General features: G+C 56.7%; 20 protein-coding genes and 1 tRNA gene. 15 read left to right on the plus strand and 6 right to left on the minus strand.

The window, feature by feature from the left end; genetic code table 11:
* Positions 1 to 22: 22 nt before the first annotated feature.
* A complete protein-coding gene (rpsU, locus tag AD949_RS06005; protein WP_048836534.1) occupies positions 23 to 226 on the minus strand; it encodes a 30S ribosomal protein S21 in 204 nt (67 codons plus the stop codon).
* A 201-nt stretch (positions 227 to 427) separates the two neighbouring features.
* On the opposite strand from rpsU, the gene def reads away from it, so the two are divergent.
* From def to AD949_RS06030, 5 genes are read left to right on the plus strand one after another with little or no spacing between them, the layout of a single operon-like run.
* Entirely contained in the window at positions 428 to 958 is a 531-nt protein-coding gene (gene def / locus AD949_RS06010; protein WP_048836533.1) for a peptide deformylase, read from the plus strand.
* Positions 955 to 1,620, plus strand: a complete 666-nt coding sequence (locus AD949_RS06015; protein ID WP_048836532.1) for a ubiquinone biosynthesis protein COQ9 — start codon at positions 955 to 957, stop codon at positions 1,618 to 1,620. Before def ends, AD949_RS06015 begins: the two co-directional genes overlap by 4 nt.
* Before the next feature lie 34 nt (positions 1,621 to 1,654).
* Positions 1,655 to 2,185 (plus strand): MarR family winged helix-turn-helix transcriptional regulator, encoded by a 531-nt coding sequence (locus tag AD949_RS06020; protein ID WP_048836531.1) that lies wholly within the window; start codon positions 1,655 to 1,657, stop codon positions 2,183 to 2,185.
* On the plus strand, positions 2,175 to 2,906 hold the full coding sequence (locus AD949_RS06025) for a response regulator (RefSeq protein WP_244463419.1): 732 nt from the start codon (positions 2,175 to 2,177) through the stop codon (positions 2,904 to 2,906). Before AD949_RS06020 ends, AD949_RS06025 begins: the two co-directional genes overlap by 11 nt.
* Positions 2,907 to 2,930: 24 nt before the next feature.
* On the plus strand, positions 2,931 to 4,310 hold the full coding sequence (locus tag AD949_RS06030) for an ATP-binding protein (protein WP_048836530.1): 1,380 nt from the start codon (positions 2,931 to 2,933) through the stop codon (positions 4,308 to 4,310).
* Between the two features lie 15 nt (positions 4,311 to 4,325).
* Here AD949_RS06030 and AD949_RS06035 read toward each other — a convergent pair whose 3' ends face one another.
* A complete protein-coding gene (locus AD949_RS06035) occupies positions 4,326 to 4,892 on the minus strand; it encodes an outer membrane protein assembly factor BamE (protein WP_082064828.1) in 567 nt (188 codons plus the stop codon).
* A gap of 258 nt (positions 4,893 to 5,150) precedes the next feature.
* On the opposite strand from AD949_RS06035, the gene AD949_RS06040 reads away from it, so the two are divergent.
* The 7 genes from AD949_RS06040 to AD949_RS06070 all read left to right on the plus strand — a co-directional run bounded on the left by AD949_RS06040 (position 5,151) and on the right by AD949_RS06070 (position 9,604).
* Complete coding sequence (locus tag AD949_RS06040; protein ID WP_048836563.1) at positions 5,151 to 5,705, plus strand: DUF177 domain-containing protein; 555 nt, start codon at positions 5,151 to 5,153, stop codon at positions 5,703 to 5,705.
* 156 nt (positions 5,706 to 5,861) lie between these two features.
* Positions 5,862 to 6,065 (plus strand): 50S ribosomal protein L32, encoded by a 204-nt coding sequence (rpmF, locus tag AD949_RS06045; RefSeq protein WP_025825885.1) that lies wholly within the window; start codon positions 5,862 to 5,864, stop codon positions 6,063 to 6,065.
* 78 nt (positions 6,066 to 6,143) lie between these two features.
* Positions 6,144 to 7,250 (plus strand): phosphate acyltransferase PlsX, encoded by a 1,107-nt coding sequence (gene plsX / locus AD949_RS06050; protein ID WP_048836529.1) that lies wholly within the window; start codon positions 6,144 to 6,146, stop codon positions 7,248 to 7,250.
* Positions 7,251 to 7,321: 71 nt separating this feature from the next.
* On the plus strand, positions 7,322 to 8,287 hold the full coding sequence (locus AD949_RS06055) for a beta-ketoacyl-ACP synthase III (protein WP_048836562.1): 966 nt from the start codon (positions 7,322 to 7,324) through the stop codon (positions 8,285 to 8,287).
* A 50-nt stretch (positions 8,288 to 8,337) separates the two neighbouring features.
* Positions 8,338 to 8,694, plus strand: coding sequence for an integration host factor subunit alpha (locus AD949_RS06060; protein ID WP_257007546.1), 357 nt, complete (start codon positions 8,338 to 8,340; stop codon positions 8,692 to 8,694).
* Positions 8,684 to 9,466, plus strand: a complete 783-nt coding sequence (locus tag AD949_RS14535; protein WP_244926389.1) for a MerR family transcriptional regulator — start codon at positions 8,684 to 8,686, stop codon at positions 9,464 to 9,466. The genes AD949_RS06060 and AD949_RS14535 overlap by 11 nt, the downstream gene beginning before the upstream one ends.
* A 64-nt stretch (positions 9,467 to 9,530) precedes the next feature.
* Positions 9,531 to 9,604: transfer RNA gene (locus AD949_RS06070), tRNA-Pro, on the plus strand.
* 74 nt (positions 9,605 to 9,678) lie between these two features.
* Here the strand turns inward: AD949_RS06070 and AD949_RS06075 are convergent.
* On the minus strand, positions 9,679 to 10,800 hold the full coding sequence (locus tag AD949_RS06075; RefSeq protein ID WP_082064826.1) for an AI-2E family transporter: 1,122 nt from the start codon (positions 10,798 to 10,800) through the stop codon (positions 9,679 to 9,681).
* Between the two features lie 183 nt (positions 10,801 to 10,983).
* Here AD949_RS06075 and murJ point away from each other — a divergent pair, with 183 nt between their 5' ends.
* Both murJ and AD949_RS06085 read left to right on the plus strand, forming a co-directional pair.
* Positions 10,984 to 12,534, plus strand: coding sequence for a murein biosynthesis integral membrane protein MurJ (gene murJ / locus AD949_RS06080; protein WP_048836526.1), 1,551 nt, complete (start codon positions 10,984 to 10,986; stop codon positions 12,532 to 12,534).
* A 95-nt stretch (positions 12,535 to 12,629) separates the two neighbouring features.
* Positions 12,630 to 13,898, plus strand: a complete 1,269-nt coding sequence (locus tag AD949_RS06085; protein ID WP_048836560.1) for a UdgX family uracil-DNA binding protein — start codon at positions 12,630 to 12,632, stop codon at positions 13,896 to 13,898.
* A 66-nt stretch (positions 13,899 to 13,964) separates the two neighbouring features.
* On the opposite strand, the gene AD949_RS06090 is transcribed toward AD949_RS06085, so the two are convergent.
* Positions 13,965 to 14,255, minus strand: coding sequence for an integration host factor subunit beta (locus AD949_RS06090; RefSeq protein WP_048836525.1), 291 nt, complete (start codon positions 14,253 to 14,255; stop codon positions 13,965 to 13,967).
* A 208-nt stretch (positions 14,256 to 14,463) separates the two neighbouring features.
* Positions 14,464 to 14,925 (minus strand): MucR family transcriptional regulator, encoded by a 462-nt coding sequence (locus AD949_RS06095; RefSeq protein WP_048836524.1) that lies wholly within the window; start codon positions 14,923 to 14,925, stop codon positions 14,464 to 14,466.
* Between the two features lie 398 nt (positions 14,926 to 15,323).
* Here AD949_RS06095 and AD949_RS06100 point away from each other — a divergent pair, with 398 nt between their 5' ends.
* On the plus strand, positions 15,324 to 16,763 hold the full coding sequence (locus tag AD949_RS06100; RefSeq protein ID WP_048836523.1) for a mannose-1-phosphate guanylyltransferase/mannose-6-phosphate isomerase: 1,440 nt from the start codon (positions 15,324 to 15,326) through the stop codon (positions 16,761 to 16,763).
* A 115-nt stretch (positions 16,764 to 16,878) separates the two neighbouring features.
* On the opposite strand, the gene AD949_RS06105 is transcribed toward AD949_RS06100, so the two are convergent.
* Positions 16,879 to 17,760 (minus strand): LysR family transcriptional regulator, encoded by an 882-nt coding sequence (locus AD949_RS06105; RefSeq protein ID WP_048836522.1) that lies wholly within the window; start codon positions 17,758 to 17,760, stop codon positions 16,879 to 16,881.
* Between the last annotated feature and the right edge of the window lie 56 nt (positions 17,761 to 17,816).

Below are 17,816 nucleotides of genomic sequence, written 5' to 3' on the forward strand. Positions count from 1 at the left end.
TGGCGTAGTCAGTGCGGAAGCTTTAGAAGCCTTCGCGCTCAATACGCTTGCGTTCCATCTTGCGGGCGCGGCGCACGGCCTCAGCAGACTCACGCGCTTTACGCTCGGAAGGCTTTTCGAAATGACGACGCAGCTTCATTTCACGGAAGATGCCTTCACGCTGCATTTTTTTCTTGAGCGCTTTGAGAGCCTGATCGACATTGTTGTCACGGACGAGAACGTGCACTTGGCCACTAACCCCTGTTTCAGAAAACCCGGATAACCCCGGTTTTAACGTGATATGGAAAAGACTCGGCAAAGCAACTGCGTGCCACCGATTCCTCTATTGGCGGCGTCTATAGCACGGGCTTGCGCAAAGACACAATTCGTTCTTGCTTCCGGGTCACAAACTCTTGTGAGTAGTCCATAGAACAATAAGGAGGCGGGTATGGCGGTCTTGAAAGTTGCCCGGATGGGGCATCCTGTTCTGCTCGGGCGGGCGGAAGAGGTTGAAGAGATCACCGCGCCAGACACCCAGCGCGTGATTCAGGATATGATAGAAACCTTAAAAGATGCTGGTGGGGTTGGGCTGGCGGCACCGCAGGTCCATGTTTCAAAACGGATTTTTCTTTATTGTGTGCCGGAAAGCCGGAGTGAGGGGGAGGAAGATCCACCCTGTGCGGTACAGGTGCTGATCAACCCCGTTCTGGAGCCGGTGGGAGAGGAGCAGGTACCGCGTCTGGAAGGTTGCCTCTCCATTCCCGGCCTGCGTGGGGAAGTCCCGCGTTACAGACGGGTCCGTTATGCGGGATATGACGAGATGGGGCAGCGCGTGGAAGGCGTAGCGTCAGGTTTTCGCGCCAATGTCATGCAGCATGAAATGGATCATCTGGACGGGATTCTTTATCCCATGCGAATGGATGATCTTGGAAAGCTCGGATTTGACGCCGAGATAACGCGATACGGAGTGCGGACATGACCACAGTTTGGGGCCGGGTCGAGCAGGCTATTTCTCTTGCGGTGGCGGGCCTTGCCACAGGCAGCATGCCACATCCCATACAACGGGACGCGGTGCGGGATGCAGCGCTTCACAAGCTGGCCGCTGTGGCGGGAGAGCGTGGCTGGAGTGTCCCTGTGTTGCGGGATGTTGCCGGACCGGAAGCAGACCTGTTTTTCCCCGGCGGGGCTGTGGAAATGGTTGAAGCGTGGTCCGACCTGTGTGACCGCGAGATGGTCATGGCCATGCAGGATACGGCTGAGCCACGGCTGAGCCAGCGTGTCAGGCAGGCGATTCTGCTACGTCTGCCAACCGATTCTGCTATGCGGATGGGGGCGAGAAGCGGGTTTGCGACACTGGCCACGCCGTGCGCACGTGGTGCGTTGCGGCGGTCTTTGATGCGGACCATCAATGCGATCTGGCAGGCTGCGGAGGATGAGTCGTCTGGCATGACATATGTCACCAAACGTCTGACACTCGGCGCAGTCTATGGCGCAACGTTGCTATATTGGCTGGCGCGCGGACAGAATGAAGCCGCTCTCGCGGCATTTGTTGATCGCCGTCTGGCGGGTGTGCTGCGTCTGGGCAAATTGCGGGCGCGGTTGAGCGGGCGGCGTCCGGCTACCAGTCCGGCCCCGGTCTGAGGGTGCGGGTTATGCAGCAAAATGACAGGTGCTGATGAATACCGTCTATCGCCCGCATGATGAAGCCGGTGCGGGCCTCCTGTTCCTGCGGGAAGAGCAACTCCGTCTGGCTCAGGCCATGATGTTTCTGGCAGGGCGCGATATGGCCGCGGCGCTGGAGCCGATTCTGACGGAAGAACGGTTGGGCAGTGCCCACTATCGCGTGTTGCAGGTGCTGGCATTTAGTCCCGGTATCCCCGTCAGCCGCCTTCAGGAGACACTGGGGGTGACGAAACAGAGCCTTGGGCGCACATTGGGCGAGTTGCAGGATCGTGGCTACCTGAAGAGCGAAACCAGTCTGCGGGACAAGCGGCAGAGGCTGTTGCATCTGAGCAAAGAGGGGCAGGCTGTGGAAGCCCGACTGTTTGCCGTTGTGCGCCAGTGTCTGAGTGCCGCCTACAGAGAAGCAGGCGGAGCCGCAGTGGAAGGGTTTCGGCGTGTCATGCATGGTATGCTTTCGGAAAGCAGTCGCGCGATGATTGCGGATGATGCCGCAGGACGGAGAAAGAGACGCAATGGACCCTAGCCACCGCGATCTTGTGCCCGAAGAGGGCATGGCCCCGCATGTGATTGTAGTGGATGATGACCCACGCCTGAGGCGGCTGCTGCATCGCTACCTATCCGAGCAGGGGTTTCGCATCAGTGTGGCGGCCAGTGCGGCAGAGGCGCGGCAGACTCTTCAAAGCATCCAGCCCGACGCGATGGTTCTGGACGTAACCATGCCGGGAGAAAACGGGCTGGAACTCACCCGCGCTCTGCGGGAGGCGGGGCAGGATTTGCCGATTGTGCTGCTTACGGCGCGGGGCGAACCGGCCGACCGGATTTCCGGGCTGGAAGCGGGGGCCGATGATTATCTTGGTAAACCGTTTGAACCGCGAGAACTGCTATTGCGGCTCAAGGCGCATTTGCGGCGGCTGGCACCGGCTCCGGCGTCGGACAATCTGCGGATTATCCGGTTGGGTGAGAAGGAGTTTGACCCGGTACGGGCCTTGCTGTCTGGCCCGGAGGGCAATGTGCATCTGACAGGTGGCGAGGCAGCCCTTTTGTCCGTGCTGGCGCGTCGTCCGAATGAAATTTTTTCCCGCGAGGAAATCGCCCGTGCGTTGGATATGGCGGAAATCGGGGAGCGCGCGGTTGATGTGCAGGTCACACGGCTACGGCGCCGCATTGAGCCGGACCCGCGTGAACCGCGCTTTCTGCACACTATTCGCGGGCGTGGCTATGTGCTCAAACCCGGCGTGCAGTAAGAGCTATCTGTCCGTGTTGCGGGTATGAAGAGGCGAACACTCCGGCTTTTCCCCTCAGGGGTTTTAAAGTCCCGCAGTATGGAAAAATCCGTACGGCGCGTGCTGCCGCGCTCGCTGCTGGGGCGCTCTTTGCTGATTGTGCTGATCCCGCTGCTGGTCACACAGGCTATTTCGCTGGAACTGTTTTACGGGAATTTTCTCAAGGTTGTATCCCGTCGGCTGTCTGACAGCGTGACATCTGACATTGTGCTCTCCCTCAACGCGCTGGAACATTTGCAAAAGCAGAGCGATAAGGCGTGGTTTGTCGCGCAGGCGCGGGACCATTTGCAGCTTGTGGAAACATGGCACCCCGGCGCACGGCTGCATCGTTTTGGCTCCAACCATATTACCGGCCCGATGGATGATGATCTGGCACATGCGCTGGATACAGCCATTGATTATCCGTTTTTTGTAAACTGGAAGAGCGACCCGCATACCGTAAAAATTGCCATTCAGTTGCCCGATGGTGTGCTGGATGTGGATGCACCGCGCAAACGGCTGGATATGGGGCAGATCTGGTTGTTTGTGGTCTGGGCGTTCAGTAGTTCCGTTCTGCTGTTTGTGGTGGCCAGTCTGTTCATGCGCAATCAGATCCGCGCTATCCGCCGTCTTGCGCGGGCGGCGGAGCAGTTCGGGTTGGGGCGGGACATTGGCCCCATCAAGCTGGAAGGCGCGCAGGAAGTGCGTAAGGCCGCTGTGGCCTTCAACCGTATGCAGGACCGGATTTACCGCTTTGTCTCACAGCGGACGGGCGTTCTGGCTGGTGTCTCGCACGACCTGCGCACACCGCTCACACGGCTGCGGCTTTCTCTCGCCATGGTGCCGCGTACCGGCACGATTAAAGGGGAAGAGCTGAGCGCGGATGTGGATGACATGATCGGCGATATCGCCGAGATGGAACACATGATCGGCAGCTATCTGGCCTTTGCGCGCGGTGAGGGGGCGGAAACGCCCGAGCATGTCGAGATGGCGCCGTTTATCGAGGATGTCGTGGCTGCGGCGCGCCGGTCCGGAGCAACCGTTGCGTCTGTTACGGTGCAGCCGGGTTTAACCGCCCATATGCGGCCGGACGCCATGAAGCGCGCCCTGACAAACCTGCTGGATAATGCGCGCAGGCATGGCGGAGCGATTGCCATTACGGCTTACGCCATACAGGACGGTGTCTGCCTGCTGGTGGACGATGACGGGCCGGGTATCCGCCCTGAGCGGCGGGAAGCCGTTTTTCGGGCGTTTGAAAGTGGGCGAGGTGGAGGTACAGGGCTGGGCCTGACCATTTCTCGTGACATTGTGCGTGCCCATGGGGGAGACATGGAACTGGATGCCTCGCCCGCCGGTGGGCTACGTGTCAAATTGGTCCTGCCCTAAGGGGCGGGGAAGATATTAGAGCGTATTACCCGCGCCGAAGTGGCCCGGACCGTTGTTGCCGCCCATCATACCCGAGCCGCCGCCACCCATACCATTCGCGCCACCCATCATGTTCTGCATTGGGTTGTAACGGCCCACGTTGCCCAGAATCTGCTGAAGGATATTGATGCTCGTGCCCGGTGTCGGGGTGACCTTGCTGATCATGGAGACAGGGCGGCTGTCTTTACGGTTCAGCGTCCGCAGGCTTTGCAGCATGCCAGCGTTATCAAACTTCAGAACCACGAGCTGCTGCTTGTCGATCCCCGGAAAATCCATGGGCTTCATGTAGGTGGTCATGGAAATGTAAATCCATGTGTTGTCATCAAAGGCACCCTTTGTGGTTGGGGAGCCGAGAAGATCCACCGCATCGGCGCGGGTGCTGGTGCCCGGTGTAAGCTGATTGTAATCATCCGCTTCCACCAGAGAACCGCGCGGGATAGGCGTGGGGGCGAACACGGAGCAGCCGGAAATGACAAATGCCGCAGCCAGCGCACCACAGGCGGTGCCGAAGCGCGTCATGCTTTTCTTGCGGTGCGGTGTCATATCAGTAAGGCGTCCCCAAATCTGTAACAGGTCACTCTGAGAAGGTTTGATCTTTCAGGCTACGGCATGAAGGAAGACCTACTCTGTCGGATGCCCCAACGGGCTCTGTGCGTCAATTCCTGAATTATGTGGCGGTCCGGTTTAGGCGGGATGATGGCACCGGTGGCGCTTTATGTTAGGGCTGCTGAAGGCGCTTCCGCACACTGGCGGCGGGAGGGCTGTCTGTTTTTTCAGAAGCTAGAATTTCAGGAGGTTTCCATGCCCCATAAGCCGGAATTTTCCCGTCCCGTTGCCGTGCGTCGAATCGGCGCGGCCGGGTTGGATCTCATGGTCGAGGCAACGCCTGCGGAATGCAGGCAGGTTGCTGAGCGGCTCGGGCTGCCTGAAATCAGCATGTTTCGCTGCAAATATACGCTCTCACTTGGTCGGCGCGATATTGTGTCCGCCCACGGGGCGCTGGCTGTGCGGTTCAAGCAGACGTGTGTGCGCACGTTAGAGCCATTTGAGGATATGCTGGCTGGCTCCTTTGTTGTGGAGTTTGTGCCCGAGGAGCATTTTGAGGAAAAGGCGGTTCCTGATCTGGAAGCCGTGGATGAGATTCCCTATGCGGGGGAATCGATAGACCTTGGGGAAGCTGCGGTGGAGCAGTTCGCACTGGATCTTGAGCCATACCCCCATGCTCCGGATGCTAGTCTGCCCGCAGGGCTTGTCATAAGTGAGGAAGAGGCGGAAAAGCTGGCAGAGCAGGACGCCGCAGAGAAAAAAATGAATCCGTTTGCTGATCTCGCACGGTTGCGCCGCAAAGATAGCTGACGTGTCAGCGCAGGTTTTATTGCGCTCTTGCTTGCGAAAGGGGCGGCTCTCTGCTAGAGGCCGCCCTCAATCTGGTGATTAACCTGTTTTGTCTTTCGGTATGTGGATTGTCCACGATGCCGGTAGTCTTAGATCTGTTTGGAGGGGCTCGGTCCCATGGCTGTACCCAAAAGAAAAACTTCGCCTTCACGTCGTGGCATGCGTCGCAGCCATCAGGCTCTGCGTGTGGAGGCTCATGCTGAATGCTCCAACTGTGGTGAGCTCAAGCGCCCGCACAACATCTGCAGCCACTGCGGCCACTACGATGGTCGTGAAGTGATTGCGGCTGGCAAGGCACTGAAAGTCGCTGTTCGCGCCTGAGGGCAAGCGGCTCGCATTACCATGAGGTAATGCGGTTGTACGGGAGTAAGGCATCTGCGGCATGGCAGAGAAGCAGGCATGAGCGATAGAGAGATTTCCGAGAATTCCCCCGTTGAACAGAGCGAGGTTTTTAGCCTTGCGGTTGATGGGATGGGGGGGGACGGAGCTCCCGACGTGGTCGTTGCCGGGCTTGCCATCGCAGCTGATCGCCATCCCGGCATGCGTGTGCTTTTGACGGGTGATGAAGCCTGTCTGCGTCCGCTTTTGGCAAAATATCCTAAAGCGGAAGCAATCTGCACCATCTGGCATACGGATGCTGCCATCCCCATGGACATGAAGCCCACCGCTGCCCTGCGGGTGCGCCAGTCTTCCATGCGTCTGGGGATGGATGCCGTTGCAAGCGGTCGCGCCAAAGGCGTGGTCTCTGCGGGCAATAGTGGTGCCATGCTTGCTCTGGCAAAAATTGTCGTTAAGACCATGCCCGGTATTTCCCGGCCCGCCATGGCCGCCATCAGTCCGACGGTTAAGGGTGACGTTGTCATGCTTGATCTTGGGGCTAATGTGGCGTGTGACTGGCGCAATCTGGTTGAATTTGCCGTGATGGGCGAGGCCTTTGCCAAAGCTGTGCTGGGCCTGCCTGCTCCCCGCATCGGGCTTCTCAACATCGGCTCGGAAGAGTTGAAGGGTGATGAGAAGCTGCGCGTAGCGTCTGAAGCCCTGCGCGAAAGCCCGCTTGCGGCCCAGTTCCACGGATTTATCGAAGGTCATGACATCACGGCGGGTACAACTGACGTGGTGGTGACGGACGGTTTTACCGGGAATGTGGCGCTCAAGACAGGGGAAGGGGCGCTGAAAATGGCGTCTTCCCTGCTGCGTCAGGTCTTTAATCGCGGCATTATTTCTAAAATTGGCTATCTGCTTGTAAAGCCCGGCCTTGAACGCATGAAGGAATGGCTTGATCCGCGCCGGTATAACGGCGCGGTTTTTGTCGGTCTGAACGGCGTTGTGGTGAAATCCCACGGTGGAACAGATGCTGAGGGCTTTGCCGCGGCTGTGGATGTGGCCATGGATATGGTTACGCATGGATTTAATGATAGTATTCGCGAGCGCCTGACCCATATGGGGGCGCTTCTCTCCCGTCAGCAGGCCGCGCTTGAGCGTGAGCCTGAGACGACGGCTTCCTGATCAGACACAGGTTCAGGGCACTGGTTGTCAGGCCGTCCTGAGTGCTGGTGTTTGACAATGAAAGAACGGTAATGGCGAGACGTTCGCTTCTGGTAGGGTTTGGCGGGTTTCTGCCGGATCGGGTCGTGTCTAACGATGAACTGGCAGCCCGGCTTGAAACGTCCGATGACTGGATAAAAACCCGCACCGGCATCACCCAGCGGCATATTGCGGGTGAGCACGATACGGCAACCAGCATGGGGGCCGCCGCAGCGCGCAAGGCACTGGATTACGCCGGTCTGAGCGCTGATGACATTGATGCCGTGATTGTTGCGACATCCACCCCGGATCAGGCTTTTCCGGCAACAGCCGTGCGCATTCAGGCGGAGTTGGGCATGAAACAGGGCTTCGGGTTCGACCTCGCCGCGGCCTGCTCTGGCTTCATTTACGCTCTTTCCACAGCGGATGCCTTTATCCGGGCCGGGCAAGCGCGGAACATTCTGGTCATCGGGAGTGAAGTCTATTCCCGGATTATCGACTGGTCTGACCGTGGCACCTGTGTGCTGTTTGGCGATGGTGCTGGTGCCGTTGTGCTCTCCGGTTCCGATACGCCGGGCGAGCAGGGACTTTTGTCCACGCATCTTCATTCCGATGGCACTGCTGGTGATCTCCTGTATGTCGATGGTGCGGTCGGTCGCCGTGATAAAAGCGGCTACCTGAAAATGAACGGGCGTGATGTTTTCCGCCATGCGGTCGCAAAGCTTTCCTCCTCCGTGGATGAAGCCCTGAAAGCCGAAGGTCTGGATTATTCAGACGTCGCATGGCTTGTCCCACATCAGGCCAATATCCGTATTATCGAAGGGGTGGCCAAAAAGCTCGCCCTTCCGGCCGAACAGGTTGTGATTACGGTGGACCGCCACGCGAATACCTCCGCCGCGTCCATTCCTCTGGCGCTGGATGAGGCTGTGCGGGATGGCCGTATCAAAAAGGGTGATCTGGTGCTGATGGAAGCGCTGGGTGGCGGCCTGACATGGGGTTCCGCACTGGCCCGCTTCTAACGCTTTTACCGAGATTTTAATGACAGGATGGTGGGTGGCCTCACGAGAGAATTGACGAGGCCGCCCAACATGTTACTTTCCATAGTATGGAAACTGTCACGCGCGCCTCTCTGGTTGAGCAGATTTATCAGCAGGTCGGGTTGTCCCGCAAAGAATCGGCCGTGCTTCTGGAAGATATTCTGGAAACGCTCATGCAGGCGCTGGAGCGCGGCGAAAGCGTCAAGATTAGTGGTTTCGGCACGTTTTCAATAAGACAAAAAGGCCAACGCTGCGGACGCAACCCGAAAACGGGTGAGGAAGTCCCGATTCTTCCGCGTTCCGTGCTGGTTTTCCGCCCGAGTCAGCTGCTCCGTGCAGCCATTAATCACGAGCCGCTCGAAGGTGGCGAGGCGTACGATGATGAGTGAAGCCGACCAGTCTCCTTCTATTACAGATGTTTCCGACCTGCCGGACGAAGACGGCGGTGGTCTGGCACGTTCAGAAAAAGGGCCGCACGCCTTTCGTACAATTAGTGAGGTTGCTGACGAACTGCATGTTCCGCAGCATGTGCTCCGATTCTGGGAAACGCGCTTTGAGCAGGTTCGCCCTTTAAAAAGAGGCGGTGGCCGACGGTATTACCGTCCGGCTGATGTCGATCTGCTTCGGCATATTTCCGATCTTCTTTACGCTAAAGGCTACACGGTAAAAGGTGTGCAGCGGCTTCTGCGTGAAGGAAATACGGACACAGGGCATCAGGCTGACGCAGATGTCCCGGTTGTGACTGACGCTCTTGAGGCGGACACGTCTTCCTCTACGCGTGACAGCGCAAGCGAACCAGTGGCTACTGTTGCAGTGTCGGCTCATGGCGTTGCCTCTAATGACGTCGCGTCCGATGTAACGCCAGAAGACGAACAGCGGGAAGAGACCGCAGCGACGACGCTGGAGGCACAGAGCGCGCTGGATCAGCCTCACGCAGAGGTTGCACAGCAGCCCAAAAAGGTTGTTGAGGCTGCACCTGCACCTGCACCTGCACCTGCACCTGCACCTGCACCTGCACCTGTATCGGAATCAGCATCAGTCGTGAACGCTGGCTCTGGTGACGTTGTGCGGCGGCTGGAAAAGCAGACTGTCCGCCTGAAAAGCGAGCTGGCCGATATTCTGGTGGAGCTGGAATCGTTCCGTAACCGCCTGACAGCCTGAAAAAATCCGCAAGGTGACTTGTGCGGTGTGAAAGGGACTGCTAAAGACCCTTTCACCAAATGGACGGGCAGTAGCGCAGTCTGGTAGCGCATCAGTCTGGGGGACTGGGGGTCGTGGGTTCGAATCCCGCCTGCCCGATATTTGTCCAGTTGGTTCTCTAAAAATGAGAGCAGTTTATAGGGTGTCCGGAAACGGAACACCCTTTTTGCTGTTTAGGCCTCTATTGCATTGTTGCCCGCGGTCCAGCGGCGCCAGAGCAGGTTGAGTGCGGCCATGGCCGCCGGGCCAACAAACAACCCCAGCAGGCCCCATGTTTCCGCGCCACCCAGAATTCCAAGAAGAACCCACAGGAAGGGAAGTTGGGTGCTGCCGCCAATAAGTACCGGGCGGATAAAATGGTCTGCGACAAAAATCACGACAGCGCCGATGCAGAATGTCACGATCGCGGCAATTGAAGCGCCTTTGACAAGGATCAGCAGGGAGACAAGCCCCACGGCAATCATGGCGCAGAAAGGGATCATGGCGGCAACAGCCGTAATCACACCAAACAGGGCAGGGTGGGCCGCACCGGCAAAACTGTAGACAATGCCCATCAGCGCGCCTTCGCCAATGCCGACCAGCACAAGGCCGAGCACGGTCCCATGCACGGAGGCAACAATCTGGCGCGCAATGGTTTCGCCTCGCTTACCGAATGCCCGGCGAGAGGCCACGCGGCATTGGCGAATAACCGACGTGCCATCCTTATAAAGAAAAAACAACGTGATGATTGAAAAGCAGAAGAGCGTGCCTCTGTGCGCAATCTGAGAGCCAAGGGCTTTTGTGATCGACATGCCCTTGCTGTCCAGAGCACCTGTCAGGTTGGAAACGTCTTCCGGGTTGGACAGATGTGCCTGCCACCAGTTTGTCAGAGTCTGGCTGCCAAAGGGCAGGCGGCTGAGGGCATCAGGCACGGGCACACCGTTCTGGCGCGCCTGCTCCAGCCAGCTTAGGGCGCTTTTCGCTTCACCAACCGCTTCCAGTGTAATGAGCATCATGGGAATAACAAAAATCAGCGCCATAGCTGCGGTAAAGAGAAAGGGCAGCATTGTCCCCTGTGCCGCCTTAGGCCATGCGGCTTGGGCGCGCGTGTAAAGGGGCCACGTTGCAATGGCGAAAACGCCGCCCCACACCAAAGCCGGTAAAAAGCCATGGATGGTATAAAGTGCTATGGCGAAGATAAAAAATGCCAGAACGTTACGCGCTGTTTCCTGCCCATTTCTTGAGCGCTGGCTTGGCTTGACCAGAACACAGCGAGGGTGCCCGGAAATGATGGGCTGGCTTGTCGTGTCTGGCATATGGGGCATTTCTCCTTGGTCGACCGGACAAAATATGAAGTTTGGTAAGTTTGCGCGCTCATTGGCTTGCGGTCGAGCAAAATATAGAGCCACAACGTCGCTGCACAGCGGCGGTTTTATTTGAAGTTTAAGGCTTTATCCCTCTATCTCTAAAGGGAGCGCTGCCCGTATAAGCAATCTGTCATGCTCAAAAATTTCCTTACTGTTGGCGGCTGGACCATGCTCAGCCGTATTCTTGGTCTGGTGCGGGATCAACTCCTGGCCGCCTTTATGGGTGCTGGTCCGCTGCAGGATGCCTATCAGGTGGCGTTCCGCCTGCCGAATATGTTTCGGCGGCTGTTTGGAGAGGGCGCGTTCAACGCGGCTTTTGTGCCGCTCTTTTCGTCTGTCCTGACCAAAGAGGGCAAGGATGAAGCCCGCACCTTCGCGCGGCGCGCGTTGGGCGTCATGCTGCTCTGGCTGCTGTTTCTGTGTGTGCTGGGTGAAATTTTCATGCCGCAGGTGTTGCGGCTGATTGCCCCCGGCTTTTTGCAAACGGGTGAACGGTATGCACTGGGCGTCAGCCTGAGCCGCATCACCTTTCCCTACCTCGTGCTTATCTGTGCCGCAGCCCTTGTGGCGGGCGTGCTCAACGGGCTGCATCGGTTTGGCATCGCTGCGGCTGCGTATCTGGCGTTCAATGTGGTGGGGATTGCCGCCATTCTTTTTGCCTCACCGTTTTTGCCAAATGTGGCTTATGCGGCAGCATGGGGCGTGACGGCTTCTGGCGTGGCGCAGCTTGGCCTGCTGTTATGGGCCGCGCATCGTGCGCAGTTTGGCCTGATGCCGCTCTGGCCTGCGCTGACGCCGCGTATTCGTCTACTGGTGCGTCGCATGGTGCCGGGGCTGGTGGGAAGTGGCGTAGGGCAGATCAACCTCACGGTTGATACGATTATCGGCACGCTCCTGCCCCCCGGCAGCGTCTCGCTGATGTATTTTGCAGACCGGATCAATCAGTTGCCTTTGGGGGTGCTAGGTGCTGCGGCGGGTACAACCCTGCTGCCTGTGTTGACGCGCTATCTCGCGGCCGGGGAGCATGATGCAGCACATGCCGCCCAGAACCGCGCCATGAGCTACGTCCTGCTGCTCACGCTTCCTGCTGTAGCTGGATTACTGGCGCTGGCCGGCCCGATTATGATCGTGCTGTTTGGCCACGGCTCTTTTACGGAGCATGATGCACTGCTCTCCGCGCAGGCTCTGAGAGCCTATGCGATTGGTCTCCCGGCTTTTGTGCTGGTGAAGGTTTTTTCCCCAGCCTTTTTTGCGCGCGGCGATACCCGCACTCCGGTTTATATCGGTATTGGCGTTCTGGTGCTGAATTTTCTCCTGAACCTGCTGTTTATGAAGCCTCTGGCCCATATGGGGCCGCCGCTGGCCAGTAGTCTTGCGGCCTGCGCCAATGTGGCCTGTCTGGCAATTCTGCTCATGCGGCGTGATGCTTTGCAGGTCTCCGGGCGTGAGCAGTTCAGAATGGTTAAAACAGCCTGTGCCGCGATTTTGATGGGAGTAGTCCTGTTGGGCGTGCAGGCGCTGCTAGCGTTCCCGTCTGGTCTGAGCCTGCGGATTCTGTGGCTTGGGAGCATGGTTGGGCTTGGCGCGGTTCTCTATGCGGTGCTGCTGCATGTGTTTGGCATCATGAACGGCGCGGATCTGCTGGCGCGTGTGCAGCAGCGGTTGCGTAAACGACGGGCCTGACGCGTTAAGACCATTAAGGTCTGGTGGTCCGGCTTGCGTGTTCGCGGTGTCGCTGAAGAGACGACCGGATGGGGTGCGTCCGGAAAGGGAAAATCGTGACGGAAATTCTTCTGGCTCATCAGGTTGACTTCAAAACATGGCGGAACGCGGCGCGTGAGCATGCTTTGGCGGGTACACTCCCGGATGCTCTGACATGGCGCGTCGCGCAGTCGGCTGAGGACGTGCAGAAGGCTCTTCAGGCTATTCCGACCGAGCAGACGTCTCCTGACCATACGCTGCATCTGCCACGCAGACTTGTGGAATGGATTTTACTAGCCTTTCAGGCGCCCCAGCCTGAGCGGTTTAGCGCGCTATATCGCCTACTCTTTCGCGTGGTACACGAGCATCTGGATCTGACGACAACAGATGATGACCCGGACGTTCGGAGGGTTGTTGCTCTTGTGGAGGCCGTGAAAGCGGAAACCGAACGCTTCCGGTTTGAGTTTGCGCGGCATTTTGCGGACACAGAGCAAAATATCTGGATCGCGACGCCCTCAGCCTACGTGGTGGAAGGCAATGCCGCCTACTGCATGGCGCGTTATGCACGGGCTTGGGAAGTCCGCACCGCGTATCGCAGCATGAAGTGGGACGGTAAGACGCTGTGGTTTGGTCGGGGAAAAGCAGAAAGCGGCAGCGGTTCGCCGGTGGACTGGCAGCAGGCTGGGCAGGGTATGTGGCAGGATTGGCCTCGTACAGTTCTGGTGCCGGAGTCTGAGGACATTGCAGACACGACATCGCTGACGGCTTTGGGGGCGGAGGCGATGGATTGCCGCGCCTGCGCGCTCTGGCGTCCGGCGTCTCGCACAGTTTTTGGCGAAGGAACAGCCGAAGCCCGTGTCATGCTGGTGGGTGAACAGCCGGGGGATCAGGAAGATCTCGCCGGGCGACCGTTTGTCGGCCCTGCTGGTCAGGTGCTGGATCGGGCGCTGGAAGCAGCCGGGTTGAGTCGGAGCAGTGTTTACGTAACAAATGCCGTCAAACATTTCCGCTTTACTTGGCGGAATGGTCGCAGACTGCATCAGAAGCCCGAACAGGAGTCCATGCAGGCGTGCCAGATGTGGCTGGATGCTGAACGACGGCTGATTAAACCGGCTTTGATTGTCATGATGGGTGTTACGGCGGCGCAAAGTTTGCTGCATCGACCCGTGACGATTTCTCGTGAACGGTCTCGGATTTTCCCATTAGTGGACGGAAGTCAGGGACTGGTGACGGTTCACCCGTCCTACCTGCTGCGTCTGCCCAGCGAGGCAGATAAGGAGCGGGAATATGCACGTTTTGTAGAAGATTTGCGGCAGGCCAAACTCTTTATGGACAGTCAGCCCTGACGGGTATTCGGGAGAGGGGTACGCGGCAGCGCGAGCAAAAAGCTCATGGCAAGCCCAACCGGACTGTCAGGCCTTGCGTGCTTTATTGATCCGCGCGTGTAGGTCTTTCCCGGTTTTAAAAAATGGAATGTATTTTTTAGAGACCTGAACCTGCTCGCCGGTTTTTGGGTTGCGTCCAATGCGCGGATCTCTTTCCTTGATGGAAAAAGTGCCAAAGCCACGTAATTCCACACGATTATTGTCTGCCAGACTGCTGGAAACAGACTCGAAGACAGTATTGACGATCAGATTGATGTCTTTGAGTTGAAGATGCGGATGTTTCTGCATAAGCGCGGCAATGAGCTCAGACTTAGTCATGGTCCACCTTCCAAATTCCGGGTTGGCCGCTTGCTGGACGAAGAGCGCCGACGGATATGCGTGACAAAAAGGGACGCCAAAATAAAAAAAGTGCGTACCTGCCACAGTGGGCTGATACGCACTTCAAAATTCACTAAGCCGATATGATCCGTCAATACATAAATGATCTGACAGTACGAACCAGAGGAATACTGTCAGATTTTAAAAATCAGGCTGTTGCTTTTTTGCTGCGGCGGCCACGTGCACCGGACTCTTCACCGTCCGGGGTTGCATGGATTTTGCGGCCCAGACCGATTTCACGCGCCAGCGTGGAGCGGCGTTCTGCATAGTTCGGCGCAACCATGGGGTAATCAGCCGGCAGGCCCCAGCGCTCACGATACTGTTCCGGCGTAATGCCATAGGCGCTCTGTAGGTGGCGCTTGAGCATTTTCAGCTTTTTGCCGTCTTCCAGGCAGACAATATAGTCAGGGAACACGGAACGCTTGACCGGCACGGCGGGCTGAAGCTTTTCCGGTTCGTTCTGCGGCTGATCAGCTGTTTTCAGAGCCTGATAAATATCACGGATGAGCGTGGGGATCAGGGCAGGATCAGTCTGGTTGTTGGACACATGAGCCGAAACAATTTCTGTGGCGAGCTCAAGGATGTTGGGATAGCTCTGGTTCTCTGACATCGACAATTCCGTTTATTTGTGAAGATGAATAAGCCACCCATACTATTCCAGTTCTTGTTTGGGAATAGAGAATATAACAATGTGATTGAATAAAATCGAATTTCTCATGAAAAAAGACATATCAGGAGAATGAAAGAGGCAATGTATGCAAGTAAAATAAATATTTGGTAATCTGTTTTAGGAATGATTTGTCTCGTTCTCTTCGTCTTCAGGTTAAGGGAATGTATTGGAGAGAGTTGGTTTTTGAGACAAAGGTATATGGAAATGTTAGAGGTGGATGTACGGTCTGGCAGACCAGCCGAAGCCATTGGCAGTCTACCAGCACGCCTCTTAACAGATAGGTATGGCTGGAATAATTCTTTAATATTTGTAAGATATCAGAATAAGGACTGTTGGAAATGACTTCATGCCACACTGCCGGTAAGATGATCGTGCCTGTTGTGCTGTCAGGCGGCACGGGCAGTCGGTTGTGGCCCATGTCACGTGCCAGCTTTCCCAAACAGTTGTGGTCTCTTGTCAGTGCGCGGAGCATGCTTCAGGAAACCGTCCTGCGAGGGCAGGTGGCCGGGTTTGCTCCACCTGTTATTGTTTGCAATGAAGAACACCGTTTTTTAATTGCGGAACAACTGCGTGAAGTCTCGGTCACAGGGGCCAGTATCATGCTGGAGCCAGTTGGTCGGAACTCTGCACCGGCCATTACCGCGGCGGCCCTTCTTGTCGCGCAGACGCATCCCGAGGCTGTACTGTGGATGATGGCCGCAGATGCCGATATCAAGAAATCCGACGCTCTTGGCGAGGCTATGGCGAAAGCTGTGCAGGCGGCGGAGCAGGGGCGTATCGTGACCTTCGGGATGGCCCCCACCCGTCCGGAAACGGGTTATGGCTATATTGAAAAAGGTGATCTGCTCCCCGGTGTGGACGGAGTTTTTACCATCCGCTCTTTCCGTGAAAAACCAGTACAGGCTGTTGCGGAAGAATTTGTAAAAGACGGCAATTATTTCTGGAATTCTGGCATGTTTGTTTTTCGGGCGGATGTGCTGCTTGCCGAAATGCAGCATTACGCGCCGGAGGTTTTGCAAAACGTGCAGGAGGCTTTTGCAAAGCGAAAGACAGACCTTGATTTTATCCGGCTGGATAAAGATGCTTTTGCGCAGGCCCCCGATATTTCTATCGATTATGCCATTGCGGAGCCTACGCAGGTTTCAGCGGTTATCCCGGCCGATCTCGGCTGGTCGGACGTAGGAAGCTGGGACGCGCTGTGGGACATCAGCCCTAAGACGGCAGAAGGCAACGTGCTGTTGGGCGATGTTCTGGTGGAAGACGCACACGGCTGTTACGTGCGCTCCGAAGGCCCGTTGACGGCGGTATCGGGTGTGGATGACGTGGTGGTTGTCGTCACAAGTGATGCTGTGCTGGTAACCCGTAAAGATCGTGCGCAGGATGTAAAAAAAGTGGTGGACCGTCTTAAAAAAGATGGTCGGACAGAGGCCTCAGCGCACCAGAAGAATTATCGCCCGTGGGGATTTTATGAGGGGCTGATCCGCAATGAGCGGTTTCAGGTGAAACGCATTGTGGTCAATCCGGGCGGGAAACTGTCTCTCCAGAAGCATTTTCATCGGGCTGAGCATTGGGTGGTTGTGGAAGGCGTTGCTCTGGTAACGCGTGGGGAAGACCTGATGCTGGTGCGAGAAAATGAGAGTGTTTATCTGCCGCAGGGCTGTGTGCACCGTCTGGAAAATCCGGGAAAAATCCCTTTGACGCTGATTGAGGTTCAGTCGGGTGCTTATTTGGGGGAAGACGATATTATAAGGCTGGAAGACAGTTATAATAGAAATTGATAAATAAATAAGAATAAAACCATAAAAAAAGCTCCCACAAAGGGGAGCTTTTTCATGGAAACAGGCCGACTCGTTTTAAGCGAGGGACCTATAACCGAGTCTGAAACGCCTGATGTTAGCGAATGCCGAGCTCGCTCATCAGGAAATCCCGGAAAACGGCAACGCGCTTGGAGCTGCGCAACTCTTCCGGATAGACAAAATAGGCGTCTACGGTCGGGGTGGTAATTTCCGGCAGGATCTGCACAAGATCAGGAAATTCAGTCGCGGCATAGGTCGGGATGGATCCGATACCGAGCCCTGCGCCAATGGCACAGGCCATGGCGGCCATGCTGTTCACTTCCAGACGTGCGTTCTGCTTTATCGGGTTGCTGCGGATATGTTCAGCCAGCCAGTTAATATGGGCGACCGGCGGGTGATGCTCCCCGAATAAAACGAGCTGATGCTTTGAGATTTCCTCAATGCTTTTCGGCATGCCGTATTTTTCGATATAGAGCGGTGCGGCAAAAATCGGCAGATGGAAATCTGCCAGATGCCGCTGGATGAGGTCTGGCTGGCGCGGCGCATGCATACGCACGGCAACGTCTGCTTCTCTCATACCGAGGTCAAGGTCACTGTCTTCCATAATAAGACAGATATCGATGTCGGGGTTGGCCGCCATAAACTTGTGCAACCGCGGCATAAGCCAGCAATTGCCAAAGCCTGTGGTTGTTGTAACCCGCAGACGCCCTGCGGCTTTTTCCTTACTCTCGGTTAAAAGCGTCTGGGTCATTTCAAGTTTTGAAAAGACCTCGCGCACCGTTTTGTGCAACGTCTCGCCCTGTTCGGTGAGGATCAGTCCTCGGGCGTGGCGATGAAAAAGCGGAACCTGAAGGACGTCCTCCAGCGCGGAAATCTGCCGTGAAACAGCAGATTGGCTTAGATTAAGCACATCTCCCGCGTGGGTAAAGGAACCGGCTTCCGCCACAGCATGGAATACCCGGAGTTTGTCCCAGTCCACGCACGCCTCCTGCAAATTGAATGAAGTTATCTAGAGCATAATTATCATGCTTCGGA

Origin of the sequence: Acetobacter orleanensis (genome assembly GCF_001581005.1) — a bacterium.
GTDB classification, from domain to species: Bacteria; Pseudomonadota; Alphaproteobacteria; order Acetobacterales; family Acetobacteraceae; genus Acetobacter; species Acetobacter orleanensis.

Bases quoted from the DNA above. Each gene is read 5' to 3' on its own strand.
- rpmF (WP_025825885.1), top strand. From the start codon at position 5,862: ATGGCTGTACCCAAAAGAAAAACTTCGCCTTCACGTCGTGGCATGCGT.
- def (WP_048836533.1), top strand. From the start codon at position 428: ATGGCGGTCTTGAAAGTTGCCCGGATGGGGCATCCTGTTCTGCTCGGG.
- AD949_RS14535 (WP_244926389.1), top strand. From the start codon at position 8,684: ATGATGAGTGAAGCCGACCAGTCTCCTTCTATTACAGATGTTTCCGAC.
- AD949_RS06090 (WP_048836525.1), bottom strand. From the start codon at position 14,255: ATGACTAAGTCTGAGCTCATTGCCGCGCTTATGCAGAAACATCCGCAT.
- AD949_RS06015 (WP_048836532.1), top strand. From the start codon at position 955: ATGACCACAGTTTGGGGCCGGGTCGAGCAGGCTATTTCTCTTGCGGTG.
- AD949_RS06030 (WP_048836530.1), top strand. From the start codon at position 2,931: ATGAAGAGGCGAACACTCCGGCTTTTCCCCTCAGGGGTTTTAAAGTCC.
- AD949_RS06020 (WP_048836531.1), top strand. From the start codon at position 1,655: ATGAATACCGTCTATCGCCCGCATGATGAAGCCGGTGCGGGCCTCCTG.
- AD949_RS06040 (WP_048836563.1), top strand. From the start codon at position 5,151: ATGCCCCATAAGCCGGAATTTTCCCGTCCCGTTGCCGTGCGTCGAATC.
- AD949_RS06025 (WP_244463419.1), top strand. From the start codon at position 2,175: ATGGACCCTAGCCACCGCGATCTTGTGCCCGAAGAGGGCATGGCCCCG.
- AD949_RS06100 (WP_048836523.1), top strand. From the start codon at position 15,324: ATGACTTCATGCCACACTGCCGGTAAGATGATCGTGCCTGTTGTGCTG.
- AD949_RS06055 (WP_048836562.1), top strand. From the start codon at position 7,322: ATGGCGAGACGTTCGCTTCTGGTAGGGTTTGGCGGGTTTCTGCCGGAT.
- AD949_RS06095 (WP_048836524.1), bottom strand. From the start codon at position 14,925: ATGTCAGAGAACCAGAGCTATCCCAACATCCTTGAGCTCGCCACAGAA.
- murJ (WP_048836526.1), top strand. From the start codon at position 10,984: ATGCTCAAAAATTTCCTTACTGTTGGCGGCTGGACCATGCTCAGCCGT.
- AD949_RS06035 (WP_082064828.1), bottom strand. From the start codon at position 4,892: ATGACACCGCACCGCAAGAAAAGCATGACGCGCTTCGGCACCGCCTGT.
- plsX (WP_048836529.1), top strand. From the start codon at position 6,144: ATGAGCGATAGAGAGATTTCCGAGAATTCCCCCGTTGAACAGAGCGAG.
- AD949_RS06075 (WP_082064826.1), bottom strand. From the start codon at position 10,800: ATGCCAGACACGACAAGCCAGCCCATCATTTCCGGGCACCCTCGCTGT.